This window comes from Nitrospira sp. T9, assembly GCF_052156535.1.
Classification (GTDB): domain Bacteria; phylum Nitrospirota; class Nitrospiria; order Nitrospirales; family UBA8639; genus Nitrospira_E.
The window spans coordinates 39,718-54,990 of the sequence record NZ_JBQKUP010000041.1 but is presented as its reverse complement, the minus strand read 5'-3'; the positions used below and the strand labels follow the sequence as shown (position 1 = coordinate 54,990).

At 54.2% G+C, this 15,273-nt stretch carries 11 protein-coding genes and 1 pseudogene; 6 read left to right on the top strand and 6 right to left on the bottom strand.

Features of this window, described 5'->3' with window-relative positions:
• Positions 1-251: 251 nt before the first annotated feature.
• Positions 252-1,901, top strand: coding sequence for a phosphoglucomutase (alpha-D-glucose-1,6-bisphosphate-dependent) (gene pgm, locus ACTRXD_RS17165; protein ID WP_442433004.1), 1,650 nt, complete (start codon positions 252-254; stop codon positions 1,899-1,901).
• Positions 1,902-2,238: 337 nt separating this feature from the next.
• Here pgm and ACTRXD_RS17160 read toward each other — a convergent pair whose 3' ends face one another.
• On the bottom strand, positions 2,239-2,535 hold the full coding sequence (locus tag ACTRXD_RS17160) for a hypothetical protein (RefSeq protein ID WP_442433003.1): 297 nt from the start codon (positions 2,533-2,535) through the stop codon (positions 2,239-2,241).
• Between ACTRXD_RS17160 and ACTRXD_RS17155 the strand changes: the two genes are divergently transcribed.
• Complete coding sequence (locus ACTRXD_RS17155; protein ID WP_442433002.1) at positions 2,536-3,723, top strand: NnrS family protein; 1,188 nt, start codon at positions 2,536-2,538, stop codon at positions 3,721-3,723.
• Here ACTRXD_RS17155 and ACTRXD_RS17150 read toward each other — a convergent pair.
• Complete coding sequence (locus ACTRXD_RS17150; protein WP_442433001.1) at positions 3,681-4,451, bottom strand: hypothetical protein; 771 nt, start codon at positions 4,449-4,451, stop codon at positions 3,681-3,683. The two genes, ACTRXD_RS17155 and ACTRXD_RS17150, sit on opposite strands and share 43 nt — an antisense overlap.
• Between ACTRXD_RS17150 and ACTRXD_RS17145 the strand changes: the two genes are divergently transcribed.
• The 3 genes from ACTRXD_RS17145 to ACTRXD_RS17135 are packed head-to-tail and all read left to right on the top strand — an operon-like array spanning position 4,435 to position 4,903.
• Positions 4,435-4,617 carry a hypothetical protein gene (locus ACTRXD_RS17145; RefSeq protein WP_442433000.1) on the top strand — a complete coding sequence of 61 codons (183 nt, stop codon included), beginning with the start codon at positions 4,435-4,437 and terminating at the stop codon, positions 4,615-4,617. The genes ACTRXD_RS17150 and ACTRXD_RS17145 overlap by 17 nt on opposite strands.
• A 35-nt stretch (positions 4,618-4,652) precedes the next feature.
• Entirely contained in the window at positions 4,653-4,724 is a 72-nt protein-coding gene (locus ACTRXD_RS17140) for a hypothetical protein (protein ID WP_442433434.1), read from the top strand.
• The gene (locus tag ACTRXD_RS17135) at positions 4,721-4,903 is read left to right on the top strand and encodes a type II toxin-antitoxin system RelE/ParE family toxin (RefSeq protein ID WP_442432999.1); all 183 of its coding nucleotides are present in this window, start codon (positions 4,721-4,723) and stop codon (positions 4,901-4,903) included. Before ACTRXD_RS17140 ends, ACTRXD_RS17135 begins: the two co-directional genes overlap by 4 nt.
• Positions 4,904-5,503: 600 nt before the next feature.
• On the opposite strand, the gene ACTRXD_RS17130 is transcribed toward ACTRXD_RS17135, so the two are convergent.
• The 4 genes from ACTRXD_RS17130 to ACTRXD_RS17115 all read right to left on the bottom strand — a co-directional run bounded on the left by ACTRXD_RS17130 (position 5,504) and on the right by ACTRXD_RS17115 (position 11,579).
• Entirely contained in the window at positions 5,504-6,523 is a 1,020-nt protein-coding gene (locus ACTRXD_RS17130) for a hypothetical protein (RefSeq protein ID WP_442432998.1), read from the bottom strand.
• 457 nt (positions 6,524-6,980) lie between these two features.
• Positions 6,981-7,844, bottom strand: a complete 864-nt coding sequence (locus ACTRXD_RS17125) for a universal stress protein (protein WP_442433433.1) — start codon at positions 7,842-7,844, stop codon at positions 6,981-6,983.
• Between the two features lie 41 nt (positions 7,845-7,885).
• Positions 7,886-9,334 (bottom strand): SulP family inorganic anion transporter, encoded by a 1,449-nt coding sequence (locus tag ACTRXD_RS17120; protein ID WP_442433432.1) that lies wholly within the window; start codon positions 9,332-9,334, stop codon positions 7,886-7,888.
• Positions 9,335-9,974: 640 nt separating this feature from the next.
• Positions 9,975-11,579 carry a peptide chain release factor 3 gene (locus tag ACTRXD_RS17115; protein WP_442432997.1) on the bottom strand — a complete coding sequence of 535 codons (1,605 nt, stop codon included), beginning with the start codon at positions 11,577-11,579 and terminating at the stop codon, positions 9,975-9,977.
• Between the two features lie 1,039 nt (positions 11,580-12,618).
• On the opposite strand from ACTRXD_RS17115, the pseudogene pnp reads away from it, so the two are divergent.
• A pseudogene (gene pnp / locus ACTRXD_RS17110) lies at positions 12,619-14,743 on the top strand (polyribonucleotide nucleotidyltransferase).
• The last annotated feature ends 530 nt before the right edge of the window (positions 14,744-15,273 follow it).

The window sequence follows — 15,273 nt, the reverse complement described above, 5'->3', positions numbered from 1 at the left end:
AGAATTTCGTTAAAGATGTTGATAAGACTGTCATAATGCCTGAGATTTCCAGACCTTCGGTGAGGATTCCTGCCATACAGAACACATCCAAAACGGAGTCGAAGTCTGCACCCGACTCCGGGACACCGCCAGGTCGGTATGAGAAAGAATGAAGGCTTTGAATCCTCTGATGAATCTCGGTAAGGTATGCCTCCTCTCACTGAAAGCAGGAGATAGCACATACATCCCTTTCTGAACGCGGAGCGATCACCATGAAGGTCAGTGCCCTCGCAGGAAAACCCACTCAGCCGTCCATGCTCGCCAACATTCCCCGACTGGTCACCGCCTATTACACGGGACGGCCTGACCCGTCGGTGCCGGAGCAAAGGGTCGCTTTCGGCACATCGGGACACCGCGGCTCTTCCTTGAAGCTTTCCTTTAATGAAGCGCATATCCTGGCCACCACCCAAGCCATCTGCCTGTATCGTCAACAACAGCATATTGACGGCCCTCTTTTTTTAGGCATGGATACCCACGCGCTTTCGGAACCTGCCCTGGCAAGCACGCTGGAAGTACTCGCCGCCAATGATGTGGTCGTGATGGTAGACCGCGACAACGGGTACACGCCGACCCCGGTCATTTCCCATGCCATCCTGACCTACAACCGTGATCGTAAGACGGGGTTGGCCGATGGCATTGTCATCACGCCCTCGCACAATCCGCCTGAAGACGGTGGCTTCAAATATAATCCGCCCCATGGCGGGCCGGCTGATGCCGACGTGACCACCTGGATCGAGAAACAGGCGAACGCGTTGCTGGCCGATGACCTGCGCGGGGTCCAACGCGTCTCGTATGAGAAAGCGCGGCGGGCCTCGACCACCCACCAGCATGATTATGTCGGCTCGTATGTTGGCGATCTAGGCGCCGTGATTGACATGGAGGCGATTCGCGACGCAAAGCTATCCATCGGAGTAGATCCACTTGGTGGCGCAGGTGTGGACTATTGGGGACCTATTACCGAGCGGTACGGATTCCCGGTCACGGTCGTGCATGAAGGCGTGGATCCAACCTTTCGCTTCATGAATCTGGACTGGGATGGGAAGATTCGCATGGACTGTTCCTCACCCTACGCCATGGCCGGCTTGATTGCCTTAAAAGACCGTTTCGATATTGCCTTTGCCAACGATACCGACCATGACCGGCATGGAATCGTCACGCGCACATCCGGGCTGATGAATCCCAACCACTACCTCGCGGTGGCTATTTCGTACCTCTTTACCCAGCGCTCCGGCTGGCGGAAGGATGCTGCAGTCGGAAAGACGGTGGTGAGTAGCAGCATGATTGATCGGGTAGCCGCCAAGATAGGCCGGCGTCTGGTTGAAGTGCCGGTCGGGTTCAAATGGTTTGTGGATGGGCTGCTTGACGGGTCCGTCGGATTTGGGGGAGAAGAGAGTGCCGGCGCATCCTTTTTGCGTCATGACGGAACCGTGTGGACAACCGATAAGGACGGCATCATCCTGGATCTGTTAGCGGCAGAAATATTGGCCAAGACGGGACGTGATCCAAGCCAACTCTACCTCGACCTCACCAAGGAACTGGGCGTCCCGGTCTACCAGCGTATCGATGCCCCGGCCACACCCGCGCAGAAAGCCATTCTGAAAAAGCTCGCACCACAGCAGATTCAGGCAACCGAGCTCGCAGGAGAAAAGATAACCGGCATTTTGACCTCGGCACCGGGAACCGGGAGTGCTATTGGCGGGTTGAAAGTCATGACGGAGAACGGCTGGTTTGCCGCCCGCCCCTCTGGAACAGAAGATGTTTATAAAATTTATGCCGAGAGCTTCCGAGGAGCCTCGCACCTTAAGCAAATCCAGGAAGAAGCGCAAACCCTGATTACCAAGGTCCTAGGAGCGGCAACGTAGTCCAGCTGAATCCCGAAGGATAACGACAGCTTGGTCCAGGTTACAGGCTATGAGCGTTGTCATCCTGAGGGAACCGAAGGATCTAGGTGAGCCGTGGCACCGTCACCCGACACAGATCCTTCGCCGCTGGCTCAGGATGACCACCTGGTATGGACCGCACAAAGTCATAACATATTCATTCTATGTCTACATGGAAAATGACCAAGCCTACGCCAACGGCCCAAGAGATCTTGTCAGTCTGAATCAAAAGTTGTCATTCGGGGAGTGTTGAAAAATAATAATTTCCAAGGGCATATTGACCCACTGGCACGTTGCATATTAGAGGCCTCGGGGCGGTTCAAAAAAGTATGCCCTGAGTCTTCCCGAAGGGTCCGTCCAGTCCTGTCCTGAGGCCTCTCGAAGGAAAGGCCGCAGTCATTTTTGCGCGCAGAGCGTACTTCCAGTACGTGAGCACGGAAAAATGGCGAGAACGCCGCTGGCGGCTTTTTTCAACAGACCCTTTAACCAAACTTGTCCTTTCCTCCCCTTCCACCTCACCCCACCCATATCGCTGGCCGGTGAGCTCCGACTTTTTCAGCCGAACCATGATGCGCGTATCCAATCTCACGAACAACTCTTCAGAACGAAGGATCATATGACCAACCCGACGAACCAAGGGTCCCGCATTCAGGGACTGGCATTTTTTTCATATGGATTTCGACCCTTTTTTCTGAGTGCCGCCGTCTTTGCCGGGGTGGCACTCCCGATCTGGGCCATGATTCTTTCCGGAGTTGACAACACCGATTTCCTGTATGTCCCGCGAGAATGGCATGTGCATGAAATGATCTTCGGTTTTCTTCCGGCCGTAATCGCGGGATTTCTCTTTACCGCCATGCCCAACTGGACGGACCGTCCTCCAATCAAAGGATTACCGCTGATGGTGCTGTGGGCATTATGGCTGGCAGGACGCCTGGTCATTGCCATCCCCTGGCCTCCGCCCATTGTCTGCGCCATCGTTGACGGGGCCTTTCTGGTTGCGCTGGCCGTCATTGTCTGGCGGGAAATTGCCCTCGGGAAGGCCTGGGATCGTTCCCCCATCGGCATATTAATCAGTCTCTATGCCCTCGCCAATCTGCTCTTTCATATCCGGGCTCTGAGCGACGCGGCGACGGATTTCCCCGAGCGTATGGCGCTCTCGGTCATTATCATGTTGTTAGCCCTAATCGGTGGGCGCGTCATTCCCAGTTTTACACTCGATTATCTGAGCGAGCACGGCATGCTCCAACAACCTCCATCCTTTTCCCGGTTCGACGGTGCGTCGATCCTGCTCGCCGCCATTGCCGCTATGGCCTGGACGGTCCAGCCGGATGCCCTGGTGACCGGCTGGATTTTGCTCATAGCGGGATTGGTAAATCTCATTCGTCTGTTGCGCTGGTACGGCTGGATGACCTGGCGTGAACCGTTGGTGCTCATCCTGCACGTGGGTTATGGGTGGCTGGCCATATCGCTGCTTATCCTGGGAGCCGCGATTCTAGGATTTGGATTGCGCCAGGAGGATGCGGTGCACGTACTCACGACCGGAGCCGTGGGCTCGATGACCCTGGCCATCATGACCCGTGCCAGCCTGGGTCATACCGGGCGCCCCCGGCACGCAGACACCATGACGGTTGTGATCTACAGTCTCGTGAACCTGGGTGCGATGCTACGGGTTTTTGGTCCGGCCACCGACCTCTCGACCTCTCTGGTGCTTAGCCTGTCGGCGATGATATGGAGCGGCGGCTATCTGCTATTCGCTGTTATTTATGGACCATTTCTTTTTCGCCCTAGTCTCGACGAGGAGTAAGGGCATACGTCGTAAAAACCTTCCTTTTGTGACAGCGTGATGTTCCATGTTGCCGGGTTTCGCCCCGGCAGGCGAGGTCCTTTTGTTTCGCAAAAGGACCCAAAACCATTAACGCCCCGTCTGGCTTTATTAAAATGTAGGGACGCAGGAGGGTGGACCAACTCGCCGGGCCTGTCCTGAGCTTTGTCGAAGGGCTCAAACAAGGCCCGCCAGCGGATGTGAGCGTCCCTCCGTTGGGCCAGACGGCAGGCCTCGGATCTAAGTCGGGCGACAAGATCCATCCCCAATTCCAATCCGAAGTTCTTGGTCGGAACAGGAACCCTGTCTATGCCATCCTCGAATGGTTGAAGGAGATGCACTCGATCGATGACGGCAACTTGTCCACGCTCGATCGCATAAAAGCCTGCCGAAATATCTTGGCACACAAGCTGTTCTCCATACTGGGGTCCGAAGGTCTCCCAGCGGACTTCGAAGAGTGCCTCTCCGACATGGTTGCCCTGCTCCGCAAGATTGAAGTGTAGTGGATCACGAATGTCGAGATTCCAACGAACTCGGTATTCGAAGGCAAAGATCTTGATGAAGAGGGAATCGTTCCTGGTTCGGTCATGAGCATGCAGCGGACGGCGCTGGGCGCCGCCGTCGATGATGGTGAACGTTAGGAGGACACTTCTGACAGTGTAAATTGCGGTAGGGGAAAGGTATAATCGGAATATGTCATCTGAAACCATACGAGACCGCATTCTGGAGTCCTTGCAGAATTTGCCATCTGATGCGACATATGACGACGCCATTGAGCGACTGGTATTTCTCGCCAAGATTGATGCAGGCTTGGCTGAGCTTGATGCGGGAGAAGGTATTCCGCATGACGAAATCAAGCGTCGGCTCGGGTTGTGACTCAAATCATTTGGTCGCCTCAAGCACTCCGTGATATGGAAGCCATCCGAGCGTACATAGCTGAAGATTCCCCGCGCGTTGCGGAGTTGGTGGTGGGCCGATCGTGAAGACGGTTGAGCGACTTGAGGCGTTTCCGGGATCGGGTCGCAAGGTGCCCGAACGCAATGATCCGGAGATTCGCGAAGTGATTGAGTCCCCGTATCGCATCGTATATCGAATGCGGGTAGGTGCGGTGGAGATTGCCACAGTTTTCCGCGGGTCCCGTCTCTTTCCGGGCCTCCGATAAACAACGGTCCAACAAGCGGTTGGAACGGGCCGCTGAGAAACGCAGCCGCTCAACCGGCGGCCGTTGGGTTACATATGAAAGCCCGTGAAAAATGTTTTCAGTGTGACTACGAGTTCTTCGGTGATGAAGACCCTGCCAGCCTTGGCCATACCGCGTACCACCGCAAGCTGACCCCATGACGATCATGATCTACTGTCTTGTAAATCTGAGTGCGATGATCCGGGTCTTTGTGGGTTCTGGCCCTACAGATTACCAATGTGTATCGAAAATCCATATTGGAGTTGGTCAGAAAAAAAGCGATGGCCAATTCGCACATCAGACTTATTCTACTCAACTCTTGTGTCAACGTGATGTTCTGTGTTGCCGGGTTTCGCCCCGGCAATCGAGGTCCTTTTCTTTCGGGAAAAGGACCCAAAACCATTGACGCCCCGTCTGGCCTTATTGAAATGTAGGGACGCAGGAGGGCGGACCAACTCGCCAGGCTCAAACAAAGCCCGCCAGCGGATGAGAGAGTCCCTACTTGGGCCAGCCGGCAGGCGTCGGACCAAAGTAAGTAAATATTTTCAGTCGGAGATTTGACGAGGATACACGGCACGAAATCTAGAAGTGCGGTCTTGCGATCTCATTCGTTGTTCGACACATGGCATGTTCCAGAACCGGACGGGTCATGGGCGTGTGTGGCGTTGAGGCCAACACTGGCACCTCTCTCCCCTGCTCGATGCTTTGCGGGACGTCATCCGGCCAGAACTGTTCTCTTCTGATTTCCCGGCCATTTTTATCCCGATAGACCAGCTCATCGGTAACCAGATCGTATTCCGGTATGTCGGTCTGTTCCCATCGCTGCACGAAATATTGATAACACAACGTGTACAGCCCGTGATCATTGGCGTTGTGTCGCAAGACGTATTCGGGCATCTCCTGAATATCCAGATCGGTATGGTAATGCTGCATCCAGAGATAGTCTCCAAGAATGACCAATTTCAGAAGAGGAGGATCCGAATAGAGTTTCAGTTTGACGGATTTTCCGACCCCCTGAAGCCGTTTGAGCAATTCAATACTTTGCCTGACGCCCGCTCGATATTTTTCAATCGACATCAATGGATCCGCAATTGCCCGGATACGTGCACTGGCCCCTTGGCTAAAGGGATTCACCAGCATGATGTTGGCTCCCAGGCATTTATCCAGAATGGTCGATAAGTCCCCCACCTGATCACGCAAGGTGTCATACCCGCTTGACCCGATGACCAGGACCGTCCTGCCACGCCCCTGGGTCTGCCGAAGTTTGCGAATCCCATCCTCAGCCCGCCGCGCCCGTTTGGGGAAAAATGACACGAAGCCCGCATCGATCGCCATTTTGGCCAGCTTCCGATCCTGCCAACTCCGTCGGATATAGGTCATCACCACAATCAGTAACGCCGCGACGCCTATTTCCAACGCCACGATCGACATTTTTTCCTTTTCCACTCTTGTCCAATAGGTCAGAAAACTTCTGGCCACGGTAGGGAGCGACATCGCAATCCCCGCACTTAGACACAGAATTACAATATGATAGCCAATGTCAGAGGCATTCTTGATTCCCTCACCGATTTTGGCCACAATCTTTTTTACTATCTTTACCATCACGTATTCTTCTTTCTTTTCACGAAAACACCACAAATAATTTACGCACACGATTCAACATATTCAGATATCAGCTCACCCTGACAACCGTTGCTACCTTATTACACAACTCCTAAATCCTTGTGGGATTGTTCCTGCTTTCAGGAGGCCACGGAGGGTTTGCACAAAAAAATCGTGTAAGTCCCTGTTTCCATTTCGAGGGGTCTGTCGCCCCGGAAAAAGAGGTCTTACACGATAAGCGTTACGGTATCACAGAGTTTTCACTCCGACAAGCGAGGCATAGGCATGCCTGGCTTATTCTTTTTTCTTCTACGATCACCCCTTCGAATGTTGAACATCACTGAGATTCCCTGGCTCATTTACCAAAGCTGCAAGTGGCGACAACCAGTCACAGCTACTCTGTTTTCACTTTTTTAATGTGGTGGTACCAGATTAAAACGAAGTAACGCCAGATACTCTATCGGAGCAACAGCGTCGGAACTTTAGCTGAACGCAACAAGTCGGAGGTTTTGCTGCCGAATACCAGGCTGCGAAGAGGAGAATGGCTGTACGCGCCCATGATCAGCATATCGATGCCCTGCTCATGGACCGCTTTGGCAATGACGCGTTCTGCATCGCCGGGAATGAGTGAAGGAAAAACCTCAAAGTTTGCGGCCTCCAATGTGGTCTTGGCCCATTCAAGCTGTTTAGGGGCACTCTGACTTTCTTTGCCTGACATCAGAAGATACACCGGCAGGCCACGGAAGAGCGGGCTGGCCGCCACCATTTCTACCCCTCGTCGGGTGACGATCCCCCCATCGAAGGCAATCATGACCCGGCGAGGCTCGGTGAAGCTATCGGTGACCGCGAGAATCGGTTTGTGCAGGGCGCGCACCACCCGCTCAACATTGCGTCCCAAATCACGCTGGGTCGACTCCGCCGAGACACCCCGGCGACCCAGGACGAACAGACGCACCCCTTCTTCCTGCTCCACCAAGGTCTCTTCCAAGACCCCGTAGCGTTGGCGAACATCGGGAGATTCGACTCCCGAGACCATGGCCCGCTCCCGTAATTCGTTCAAGAAGATCCGGCCACGCTCACGGGCCGCCTTGCTGCGGGACTCATCCTCATTGGACAGCTCGTTCAACAGCACTTCCTGCGCATCGATCCCGATGGCACCGCTGTGATCGTGGCCGGTTGCAATCTCGGGATGCCGATCGATCACATGGAGAAATTCCAGCGGTGCCGCCATGCGGCATGCCGCCCAGGCCGCATAGTCGGCCACGTATTCGGCAAAATGCGATTGATCGACGCAGGCCAGCACCTTATTCTCGTTCTTGATGACCCGCCACTTTTTCACGTTTTTCACCAGATGTGTTCCTCTCAGTGGCCCATCACCTGTTCCACGGCATCGGGTTTGTCATGGACGGCGAAGCGATCCACCATCGTGGCGCTGGCTTCATTCAGCCCGATGACCTCGACTTCCGTTCCCTCGCGGCGAAACTTGAGGATGACTTTATCCAACGCGCTGACAGCAGTCAGATCCCAGAAGTGGGCACGGCTCACGTCAATGCGAACCTTTTCGATCACTTCCTTGAAATCAAAAGAATTGACAAACCGCTCAGCCGAGGCAAAGAACACCTGCCCGGTAATGATATAGGTGCGCAGACGGCCCTGATTCTCCGACTTCCAGCCAATATGCAAAATCTGTCCGACTTGGTGAGCGAAAAAGAAACCGGACAACAGCACGCCAACGAGCACGCCCTTCGCAAGATCATGAGTGGCCACGACCACCACCACGGTGGCGATCATCACCACGTTGGAGCTTTTGGGATGCTCCCGCAGATTGCGGATTGAGGCCCAATTGAAGGTGCCGATCGCGACCATGATCATCACGGCAACCAGTGCAACCATCGGGATTCGGGCCACCCAGTCACCGATATACACCACCATCAGCAACAGAAACACGCCTGCAACCAGGGTCGAGAGCCGCCCGCGTCCACCCGATTTCACGTTAATGACCGACTGCCCGATCATGGCGCATCCGGCCATGCCGCCGATGAAACCCGAGGTAATATTGGCGATGCCCTGTCCCACGCATTCCCGATTTTTGTTGCTTGAGGAATCCGTCAGGTCATCGACGATGGATGCGGTCATCATGGATTCCAGCAGCCCCACCACGGCCAGGGTGGCCGACACCGGGAAGATGATTCGGAGGGTGTCCCAATGCAGCGGCACATCCGGCAGCAGGAACATCGGAAGGGTGTCAGGGAGTTGGCCCATGTCGCCCACGGTGCGGATATCCAAGCCAAGACCAATGGACACACCCGTCAACACCGTAATGGCTACCAGCGGAGACGGCACACTCTTGGTAAGGTGCGGAAAGAGGTAGATGATGGCCAGGCCGGCGCCCACCATCGCATAGGCCTCCCAGCTCACACCGGTCAGCTCAGGCAGTTGCGCCATGAAGATGAGGATGGCCAACGCATTGACGAAGCCGGTGATCACGGAGCGCGACACAAAGCGCATCAGGGAACCAAGTCGAAACCAGCCGGCAACGACCTGCAGCACACCCGTCAGCACCGTAGCGGCCAACAGGTACTGCAACCCATGGTCTTTGACCAGGGTAACCATCAACAGCGCCATCGCACCCGTGGCAGCCGAGATCATGCCCGGTCGACCGCCGGCAAAGGCGATGACGGTGGCCATACAGAACGAGGCGTACAACCCCACCTTGGGGTCTACCCCGGCGATGACCGAAAAGGCAATCGCTTCAGGGATGAGTGCCAGTGCGACGACGAGACCTGCGAGCAGATCGTTTCTGATATTCATCCCTTCACGGATTTTGGCAACTATCTCTTGTATCATCAATGATCCTTGCTTTGATTCAGACAGATTTTTTCAAAAAACACACGCCAAGGAGCCCTAGGAGTGACGGCTCAAGCCGACCACCCTTTCTGTCCCATCACACAACTCCTGGATGCTTGCTGGAATGTTCCTGTTTTCAGGAGACCAAGGAGGGTTCGAACAAAAAAATCGTGTAGGATCTGTTTCTGCGTCTGGGGTTCTGTAGCCCCTGGAAAGAAAAGATCCTACACGATAGACATGACAGTATCACAGAATACTCACTCACACAAGCCAGATGTGTAAACGAAAAAATATCACAGCCATAAATTCGCACTGGACCAGGCAGCGCTCCTACCAGGACAGTGTATTCAGGCGCAAGCAATGAGACGATCCCGGCTACGCCGGAGAAGAACCCGTAACCGAGATGTACGCTGCTTTCCTGCAGGCCGATCTGGAGAACTAGCTTTACTGTCCCATGAGAATCACACCCACTAAATTGGGCCCTTGGCTGAATGTACACAACACAACAAGCGGGCCATCTTCCGCGCCCCCCCCCACGCGCAATGGGTAGCCGAGCATCTGCACGAGCGAAATCCATCTTCCACTGGAGAGGCGGCCTGCCAATCTATGCCATATCTTTAAAATCGTGTTGCGGATTGCGCTCGCGGGCGAAGTTTTTCGACCAGGCACTCCGGAACAACACCACGGCCCGATCTTGACTGTCTTTGACCACCAGCGCATCGGAGGGAGGCTTAAACGTCTCCACATCACCCACCAGCCACGCGCTGGATTCATAGGGCAGCATATCCACCACCACCTTGACCCGGTATTCACTCTGCAATCGAAACTCCAGGACATCGAACTGCAACCGGCCTACTGCCGCGACAAAAAATTCCAGCCCGTCCAGACTTCGCAGGATTTGAATGGTCCCTTCCCTGGCAAGTTGCTCGATCCCTTTGTCGAACGATTTCCGCATGGTGGTAACGGTGGGGCGGACCCGGGCAAACACTTCAGGTTGAAATTGTGGAAGCGGTTTATAATTAAAGCCGTCCGCCATCGAAATCGTGTCACCGATTTGAAAAATTCCGGGATTGATAATCCCAATGACATCGCCGGGATAGGCTACATCGACCGTATTGCGTTCCTTCGCCACCATACTGTGGGGCCGCGAGAGACGCACCTCCGTGTTGGTCCGATGATGTTTAACCACCACATCCCGCTCGAATCTCCCGGAACACACCCGTAAAAACGCCGTGCTGTCACGATGCCGTGGATTCATATTCGCCTGAAGTTTAAACACATAGGCACTGAAGGGCGTGTCGACCGGATCGATCATGAGCTCGCGGCCATCCGGCGTATCCGCTAATCGGCCGTGAGCCGCAGGCGCGAGTTCGACAAATGCATCGAAAAATGTTTCCACACCGAAATTAGTCAACGCCGACCCGAAAAAGACTGGTGTCACGTTTCCATTTTGAAACGCCTCTCTGGAAAACGGATTTCCAGCGATTTCCAACAATTCCAAATCGTGCGTCAGCTCTTCCCACACATAATCCGGCACACGGCTTTTGAGGGAGGGAGCATCCAAAGCCAACTCTGTCAGATCCGGTTTGGCCGCCCCTCTTGCCGCCGTCCTGGTATACAACAACACCCGCCTTGTCTCTCGATTCACCACACCGAGGAAATCCCGTCCGGACCCGATGGGCCAGTTGATGGGACTGGCGTGAATCCCCAACACGTCTTCCACTTCCGCCATCAGATCAAGCGGAGCCCGTCCGGGCAAGTCCATCTTGTTGATGAATGTCAGCACGGGAATCCGGCGAAGACGGCAGACTTCAAATAGCTTACGGGTTTGCGTCTCTACCCCCTTTGCGGCGTCAATCACCATAATCGCGCTATCGGCCGCCGTGAGGGTCCGATAGGTATCTTCGCAAAAATCTTGATGGCCCGGCGTATCCAACACGTTGATCACGGCCTGTTTATAGGGAAATTGCATCGCCGAGGCGGTGATGGAAATCCCGCGCTCCTGCTCCATTTCCATCCAATCCGACGTGGCCAGTTTCCGGTTTTTGCGGGCTCCCACCATGCCGGCGGTGCGGATCATCCCTGAATAGAGCAGGAGTTTTTCAGTCAGCGTCGTTTTGCCCGCGTCAGGATGGCTGATGATAGCAAAGGTCCGTCGCTTACCGGCCTCGGTCCGAATTTCGTGTTTGACTTGGGGGGTGGGCATCATCGCTCCTGGATTCACATGGCTCTCCCATAGAGGTTATCGACTTACCTGGCAGGCAAACGATGCCCCGGTTTATGTTTCCTCGCTTGTTTCCAGACAGGCCGTGCACTCATCCATTTTAGGATCGCCATGTCGGCTACAATAATGGCGTCGGCATTGGCCGCACATCATAAAACTCATTCGTATCCAATCGTCTTTCTCGCACACATAACAGTTCTTTTCTCGTTTAGCTTTCGGCATCTCGATCCTCCTTCATCGTTATTATGTGATCCTCGGATCATGACAGGCGCAAGGACACCCTCAGAAGGCGCCAGCCTTAAGCCTCAACTCCGGCTGTTTGATCTTCCAACAAAGACTGGACCAACAATACTGACTAATATTGAAGGTAGGGCAGTCTGCGTGCGGCTTGAATACGCCTTTAGCGAACCCGAATCCCGCTAAGGGGAAGCCTTTGACACCCATCATTGTGTGTGTATTCGTTCCTCTGTCTGGTGTCAGTTCAAAGCGAACGGAGCTTTCATGCGCTAAACCAAAAATGTACAGCTTTACTGAACATTCTGTCAATTTTCCAAACAGAGGGATAATTCTGACGGCGATCCATCCATTTTATTCCACGAACCATATCCCCGTCCTGAACCTACACGCGCCAGGCAGACTTCATTGGAACGCTATCGTGAAAATTGCGCCATAGCAACACGACAAAACATTCATACGAAGAGCCTTTCAATGGGTGACACACAAAGGGACCCACCAGATCTGGTGAATGTCGGTGGGAAACTGAGGCACAGAACACCTTGACCTTATGTGTAGCCTTACTGTACATTTGCCTTCCTTGAAACCTATCCCCCACATAATAGATAGAATCCGCAGAAAACCTCCGACAGAGGTACGACACCACCGAGAATCATTAGACAGTCTTGCATCAGCCGACTGGGCGCCCGAGGTGAAGGCGCACAAGGCAGCAGGATTATGGGAAGAGGCAGACTCGACTGCTTCCTTTTCAAGGATCAGGTAACGAAATTTATATCAGAAAGGATAATCAGTGACACATGTGATTAAGGTAGACGTGGCAGGCAGGCACCTGACACTTGAAACGGGGAGAATGGCGAAACAGGCCAACGGGGCTGTCCTGGCCTCTTATGGTGATATTGTGGTACTGGCTACTGCTGTCGCTTCACAAACGGTGAAACCGGGCACGGACTTTCTCCCGTTGACGGTTAATTATCAGGAAAAAGCGTACGCCGTAGGGAAGATACCAGGAGGATTTTTTAAACGTGAGGGGATCCCTTCGGAAAAGGAGGTTCTGACCAGTCGCCTGATCGATCGTCCCCTCCGACCGCTTTTTCCGGAAAGCTATTACTTTGATACCCAGGTGATCGTATCGGTCATCTCGGCGGACGAGACAGGCTTGTCGGACATGGTGGGTATGATCGCGGCGTCCGCGGCCCTTGCCATATCCGATATTCCCTTTGATGATCCCATCGCCGGCATCCGGATCGGCCGCGTCAACGACCGGTTTGTGATCAATCCTGATCTGAAGTCCCTTGAGGCGGGCGATCTCAATCTGGTTGTAGCCGGAACCGCCGAAGCGGTAATGATGGTCGAAGGCGGTGGGAAGGAATTACAGGAAACCGTGCTGATTCAGGCCATCGAGCTGGCGCATAGGGAAATCAAAAATATTGTGACCGCCATATGCGACTTGAGAGATATGACAGGGCGACCCAAACGACCGATCGTGACCGAGCAGATCGATCCGAAGTTGGCCGAGTTTGTGCGGGCATTCGTCGCCATTCCCATTCGCGAGGCAGTCCGCATCCCTGACAAGACGGCTCGCCAGGAGCGAATGGAGCAAATCCTCAATGATGTCGTGGAGCGGTTGAAGTCCGCCGATCCCGATCGCAGCAGACAGGTGAAGCAAGTGTTTGCCTCGCTTGAATATCAGGAAGTCCGTACCATGATGCTGGAGAAGGACCCGGGTAGATGGGCGTGGACCGACAGATATCCGCGCCATTACGTGCGAAGTCGGAGTCTTGCCGCGCACCCATGGGTCAGCGCTCTTTACCAGAGGAGAGACGCAGAGCCTGGTCGTTGTCACTCTGGGCTCCTCGGACGATGAACAGCAAATCAACGCTCTGGAGGGCACGTACTACCGGAACTTTCTGCTTCATTATAATTTCCCACCCTTCAGTGTTGGGGAGGCCAGACCGCTCCGTCCTCCCGGACGTCGGGAGATTGGCCATGGAGCCTTGGCGGAGCGGGCCCTCAAACCGGTCATGCCCAGTCAGGATTTGTTCCCCTATACCGTCAGAATTGTCTCCGACATTCTGGAGTCGAACGGATCTTCCTCGATGGCCACGGTCTGCGGAGGCACGCTGGCTTTAATGGATGCCGGAGTGCCGATCACCGCACCCGTTGCGGGTATTGCGATGGGGCTCATCAAGAGAGGCGACGAGATCATGGTGCTCTCCGATATTTTGGGCCTGGAAGATCATTTGGGCGATATGGATTTAAAGATCACGGGCACTCAGCGCGGCATCACGGCCCTTCAAATGGACATCAAGATCGCCGGCATCACTTTGGATCTCATACGCCAGGCCATGGAACAGGCTCGGAGAGGTCGTCTGCATATCCTAGATCGGATGGCAGAGACCCTGGCGGCTCCCAGATCAACTCTCTCCAGCTTTTCCCCTCGCATGGTGACCTTCACCATTAAGGCCGAAAAAGTTCGCGATGTTATTGGACCAGGAGGGAAGATGATCCGCAGTATCAGTGCGGAGTGCGGAGTCAAGATCAACGTAGAGGATGGCGGCGTTATCTTGATATCCGCAGTAGACGAGGCATCTGTCCAAAAGGCCATGGAATTGATTCGGGGACTGACCGAAGATCCGGAGATCGGAAAACTCTATCAGGGAACCGTGAAGAAAATTATGGACTTCGGCGCCTTTGTGGAAATTCTGCCTGGCAAGGAGGGTCTCGTGCACATTTCCCAGTTGGCCTACTATCGCGTCGAGACGGTTTCTCAGGAGGTGACGGAAGGTGACCACATTCTGGTAAAGGTCCTGGAAATCGACAGGCAAGGAAAAATACGGCTCAGTCGTAAAGCAGCGATAGAGGACACGTCCGGCGCACCGGACGATCAGTTTCTCTCCTCCAGCCTTTCACCCTGACCAATTGTGCATACGCCAGATTCCTTGACACAGGGCAATAGGATTCGAGATGGCAATGCTCAACACCGGCTCCCGTTTGACGCAACTATTATTGGAACCACAGCTCATGGATAACCCCCATGGAATGGCTTCACGCCAAAAGTCAGGCTCAGCGGAGATGAAAAACCTTGATGGTATGCCAATGCCCCGCCTACAGGCCATTCCATATTTCAGAGGAGTTGCGGAAACTGTCGCGAGCGGACCGCGCAATCGGATTGGTTTTCCAGTTATCGTCCCCTCGTTTTCTCCCAACCATGTGCATCATGATACACTCTCCGGACTCGGTGATCTATTTGCGTTCTACCCTCGGCATCCAGGCTATCGCTGAGGAAGAACTTGGGAGCCTGCATTAGAGTCTTTCTCTTATCCCCATTCCAACAACCCAGTTTTCCCAGAAAGCTCCTCATGCACGATTGACTTTAGGCAAGCGGCCCAAAAGCTTTCCATCGGATGAATCTGTTTGCTCACTCAGTTGAGAAGTGTGTCGCTTC